The 4,465-nt window shown below is 45.3% G+C and carries 5 protein-coding genes; all 5 read left to right on the forward strand.

The genetic code is table 11. From position 1 onward, the window contains the following. The coding region (locus AAC033_RS18385) for a PAS domain S-box protein (protein WP_339740875.1) at nt 1-1,573 on the forward strand (1,573 nt) is incomplete at its 5' end. Nucleotides 1,574-1,672: 99 nt separating this feature from the next. Continuing rightward, nucleotides 1,673-2,245 carry a TetR/AcrR family transcriptional regulator gene (locus tag AAC033_RS18390; protein WP_339740877.1) on the forward strand — a complete coding sequence of 191 codons (573 nt, stop codon included), beginning with the start codon at nt 1,673-1,675 and terminating at the stop codon, nt 2,243-2,245. 69 nt (nt 2,246-2,314) lie between these two features. Further along, the gene (locus AAC033_RS18395) at nt 2,315-2,911 is read left to right on the forward strand and encodes a porin family protein (RefSeq protein WP_339740880.1); all 597 of its coding nucleotides are present in this window, start codon (nt 2,315-2,317) and stop codon (nt 2,909-2,911) included. A 182-nt stretch (nt 2,912-3,093) separates the two neighbouring features. Then, on the forward strand, nt 3,094-3,594 hold the full coding sequence (locus AAC033_RS18400) for a hypothetical protein (protein ID WP_339740882.1): 501 nt from the start codon (nt 3,094-3,096) through the stop codon (nt 3,592-3,594). A gap of 135 nt (nt 3,595-3,729) precedes the next feature. Next, the coding region (locus AAC033_RS18405; RefSeq protein WP_339740884.1) for a 4-hydroxythreonine-4-phosphate dehydrogenase PdxA at nt 3,730-4,465 on the forward strand (736 nt) is incomplete at its 3' end.

The raw sequence follows: 4,465 nt of genomic DNA on the forward strand, positions 1-4,465 counted from the left end.
CGGCTCCCTACGCGATGTTGAAATCTTTTTCAGCCCCATTGAGCTTAATGGCAGTGAGCGGCTCCACGCCATCATCCACGACATCAGCGAACGCAAACAGTCCGAGAAAATCATGGCTCTCAATGAAGCGCGTTTGCGCCAGGCCGAAATTGCATCCAAATCGGGCAACTGGGAACTGCACCTGGATACGCGTGAAGTTTTTGCTTCCGAAGGTGCTGTGCAAATCTATGAGGCCCATAAAGACCATCTGGACTATGTCGCAATCAAAGATTTTCCCTTGCCTGAATATCGCCCCATGCTCGATCTGGCAATAGAAAACTTATTGGCACACGGAGCCGCTTACGACGTTGAATTCAAAATAAAAGCGGTCGGCAGCGGTAAAATCAAGGACATTCATTCCATTGCGACTTTTGACCCGGATAAACGCATCGTTTTCGGAATCATTCAGGACATCACCGAGCGAAAACAAAATGAGGAAACCCTGAAAAGGAGTGAAGAAAAATACCGGAGCCTCATTGAAATGGCCCCCGATGCTTTCTTTCAGGGCAATGCGGAAGGAAACTTCATTACAATCAACGACAAGGCGACAGAGCTGTCGGGATTTTCACGCGAAGAACTTCTTCGGATGAACATATCAGAACTTTTTCTCAGCGAAAAACTCGAAACAGAGCCGTTGAGATATGATTTATTAAAATCAGGCCGTACGATTAAAACAGAACGGGAGATCAAACAAAAAAACGGAGAAACAATCCAGGTTGAAATGAACTCGAAGGCCATGCCCGATGGCACTTACCAGAGTTTCATCCGCGATATCAGTGAGCGAAAACAGGCCGAAAAAAGTCTCCAGGAAAGCGAAATACGCCTGCGCCAGCTGAATGCCACCAAAGACAAATTCTTCTCCATTATTGCTCACGACCTGAAAAGTCCGTTTAACAGCATCATTGGATTCACCAATCTACTGGCCGAGCAAATTAAAGAAAAGGACTATGAGGGAATTGACAAGTATGTTAACATCATCGAACATTCGGCACAAAACGCGATGGACCTGCTGTTAAACCTACTCGAATGGTCGCGCACACAATCCGGGAGAACAGAGTTCAATCCCGAATATGTTGACAGCGTTACTTTAATCAACGAAGCCGTGAAATTACTTAGAGACCTGGCGCAACAGAAATCGATTACCATCGTCAAGAAAATTCCACACGACGCCCCTGTTTTTGCCGATCGGTACATGGTATCGACCGTCCTTCGAAACCTGATCTCGAACGCCATTAAATTCACGCACCCCGGTGGTCAGGTTGTTGTCTCGGCCCAACAGGAAGCAACGGGGCTAAAGGTCTCCGTCACCGATAATGGGGTGGGTATCAGCGAAACATCACAAAATAAGCTGTTCCGTATTGAAGAAAGCTATTCGACGCTCGGCACGCTAAACGAAAAGGGAACCGGGCTGGGCCTGATCCTTTGCAAAGAATTTGTCGAAAAACATTTGGGAGAAATGCGCGTTGAAAGCGAAGAAGGAAAAGGAAGCCAATTTTCATTTACCATCCCCAAGAGCGGCAACCAAGCGTTGTAACCGGAGAATCTAAACAAAAAAAATAATTTTCCCGCCTCATGTTCTTTCGATTCAACTCATTTTTTGTACTTTTGAACCAAATTAGTCGAAAATAGCTGTATGAGCGAAAAAGTCAGAGATAGCATCATTGAAGTAGCCCGTGAAACCTTTGCCCGGTATGGATTCCGTAAAACAACAATGGATGAGATTGCTGTTGCTGCCCGCAAAGGAAAAAGTTCGCTTTACTACTATTTCGCCAGCAAGGAGGAAGTATTTCAAGCCGTTGTTGAGCAGGAGGCTGGTATTTTATTCGCCAAAATTGAGCATGCGGTGAATGGGCAAAGCAATGCCCGGGAAAAACTCATCGCTTATGTTTTAGTGCGCATGAAAGGATTTCGCGATTTTGTGAATTATTACGATGCCCTGAAAAATGATTTCCTCAGCAAAATTGAATTCATCGAAGCAATCCGCGAGAAGCACGATCAAAAAGAACAAGCCTCCATTGCCCGGATTCTGGAAGAAGGCATCGCAAGTGGCGAATTCCGGAACCTCAACATCGATCTCACAGCCCGTACGGTTGTCATTGCCCTGCGTGGACTTGAGGAACCTTATTTCCTTACAGACGAGGATATCGATCTGGAAAAACACCTCAACGATCTTCTGCACATTTTATTTCACGGAATAAGCACCTAAAAAAATTTACCCTCCATTCGACCATTTGACACATTTCGTCGAATCAATTAATTATAAAAACAGAAAACAATGAAACATGTAAAAAGAATCAGCTTCCTGTTGTTCCTGATGATGACTTCAGTGCAAGCATTTAGCCAACTCGAAATGGGTGCCCAACTGGGAATGGGCGCGTCCACCCAGGCTGACCTTGGCAATATTTGTAAAAATGATGGGGTGCGTGGCGGCGTCAATTTCGGTTTGCTTGCACGCTACCACGCCAACGACTGGCTGGCCGTAAAAAGCGGTTTACTCTACACCCAAAAGGGAAGCCAGCCCGACGGCTCAGACGAGACCTACCGAATGAACTACCTTCAGCTCCCGGTTAAAGCCGAGTTTTCTTCCACCTTAAAGCAGGGAAATGCATCGCGCATCTTTCTGGCAACTGGTCCGTATTTGGCTACCCGTCTCAAAGCCGAATACGAAACCGGCGGACGAAGCTCCGATATCAAAGACGAAGTGAATTCGACCGATGCCGGCTGGGGATTTGAACTGGGTTTTCAACTTCCGGTGGCCAGACAAAAACTGCTATTGAGTTTAAATTATGATATGGGATTCTCCGAAGTCTTTAAGACAACCGACGACATCCAAAACAAGACGCTCTCATTGAATCTTGGATTTCTATTCTGACAGCATCAAGCTCAATCTTCCCCAACAGGCAGCAAAAGATCCCATGCTTTTGCTGCCTGTTTTTTCTTCGCCCCGGACCGCCCTTCCCCAAAAAAAAAGCTATACATCCACACCATAAGACTGAAAAACGCTGGTGATTTTTAAGCTAAATTTCATACCTTGCAAGTTGGAATTTTCTAGATATGGAAAAGCTGTACTGGACAAAAGGAATCTTTAAGAACCAACTGCAAATTAAGAGAAACAACGAGCAGATTGGAGAAATTGTATGGAAAAACATGTTTAGTTCAGATGCGCTGGCAACCCTGAAAGGAAGACGTTTTATCCTCAACCGTGATTTTTTCCTGTCAAGACTGGAAATCTTCGACACCAACAACCTGACTCCTTTGGCATCAATCATGATCAATTTATTCAGCCCAAAAAGCGATGTGGTCATCAATGGAAAGCGGTTTGAACTGGAGATTAAAAATTTCTGGCAGTCGCGCTGGGCCTGGAAATTTAACGGGCAGGAGATTGTCATTTTCCAAAGTTTTGAACTCCTCTCTAAAGACAAAGGCCAGATTGAAATTTATTCGGCCGACACCGAAGAGCTCGAAATTCTGATCCTGTTGGGCCTGTTCGTTCGTAACCAACTCATCCTTTTTATGCTTTTGCTCCTGGTCCTTGTTTTTGCCATTTTGATCTAACGGAAATTCCGCCCTGGCAACAACCTAATCTATTTTGATAAAGTTCAGATAAAGAATTAACTTTGCCTTTCGCAGAAAAATAACTGTGAACGAGATAGCTTCAAGATTTTCGCAACTTCATAACAGACTGACAAAATGAGCAGACACAAGATAAAAATCGGCATATCACATGGTGATATCAATGGAATCGGATACGAGGTAATTATGAAAACCCTGATGGATGCTCGCATCCTGGAGATGTGTACGCCCATCGTTTATGGTTCTCCAAAGGTGGCAGCCTACCACCGCAAAGCCCTCAACATTAACAACTTCAATTTTAACAACATTCAAAATGCCAGCGAGGCCGATCCACGGCGAGCCAACATCATCAACTGCATTGATGATAATATTCGTGTGGAATTGGGCAAATCATCCGAACTCGCCGGCGAATCATCCTACATGGCGCTGGAGCGATCAGTTAATGACCTGAAAGCCGGTGAGATTGACGCTTTGATCACTGCCCCGATCAACAAAGACAACATCCAGTCGGAAAAATTCAATTTCCCGGGACACACCGAGTTTTTAGCGCAACAGTTTGGAACGGACAACTACTTGATGCTGATGGTCAGCGAGCTGATGAAAATTGGCGTGGTAACTACGCACGTGCCTCTTTCAAAAGTCCCTGAACTCATTACCAAGGAAGCCATTTTAAACAAGCTCCGCATCATGGACCGTTCGCTCGAGCAGGATTTCAGCATCAAAAGCCCGCGTATTGCCGTGCTTGGACTAAATCCACATGCCGGTGATGGCGGCCTGTTGGGAACCGAAGAAAAAGAACTGATTATACCGGCGATTGAACGGGCTAAAAAAGAAGGCATCCTGGCGCTTGGAC

The sequence above is a fragment of the uncultured Sunxiuqinia sp. genome (genome assembly GCF_963974515.1).
GTDB lineage: Bacteria > Bacteroidota > Bacteroidia > Bacteroidales > Prolixibacteraceae > Sunxiuqinia.